The 816-nt window shown below is 47.5% G+C and carries 1 rRNA gene; it reads left to right on the forward strand.

The window, feature by feature from the left end:
• Positions 1-291 precede the first annotated feature (291 nt).
• Positions 292-816, forward strand: a 23S ribosomal RNA gene (locus tag J3350_RS13885); the annotation flags it as partial.

Consider the following 816-nt stretch of genomic DNA (forward strand, 5'->3'; position numbering starts at 1 on the left):
AACCTGCGGCTGGATCACCTCCTTTCTAAGGAGTCAGGCAGGAAGGAAGCATCGAAGATGGTTTCTTCCTGGAACAGGTGACAGAGACAAGTAGAGTAGATATTGTTCGATTTTGAGGGCCCTGAAAGGGAACTCAAAGACGTACCTTGAAAACTGAATAATAACTGCGAAACAAAGATTATAGTAAGTTCTTTTTAAGAAATATTACAATTTCAAAAGGAAGGGTAACATAATCTTCGTTGGCAAGAGAGAATCAAGAGGATACCAAATGTTCTTAGAGAACGTTTGAAAGGTCAAGCGAACAAGGGCGCAGGGCGAATGCCTTGGCACTGGGAGCCGATGAAAGACGTGATAAGCTGCGATAAGCTTCGGGGAGCTGCAAATAAGCATTGATCCGGAGATTTCTGAATGAGGAAACTCACCTGGGTTCATACTCAGGTACGATCTACTGAACTTCAAAATAGGTAGATCGAGGGAACCGCCTGAACTGAAACATCTAAGTAGGGCGAGGAAGAGACATCAAACGAGATTCCGTAAGTAGTGGCGAGCGAACGCGGAAGAGGGCAAACCGGGAGTCGAAAGACTTCCGGGGTACGGACTGCTTTTAGGACTCAATCTGTTAACCGAACGGCATGGGAAGGCCGGTCAGAGAGTGTGAGAACCACGTAGGTGAAAACGGAAAGAGCTGCGCAAGTTCCAGAGTACGGCCAGACACGTGAAACCTGGTCGGAAGATGGGGGGACCACCCTCCAACCCTAAATACTACCCAGTGACCGATAGCGTATAGTACTGTGAAGGAAAGGTGAAAAGCACCCC

The sequence above is a fragment of the Faecalibacterium sp. Marseille-Q3530 genome, assembly GCF_017377625.1.
GTDB classification, from domain to species: domain Bacteria; phylum Bacillota; class Clostridia; order Oscillospirales; family Ruminococcaceae; genus Faecalibacterium; species Faecalibacterium prausnitzii_E.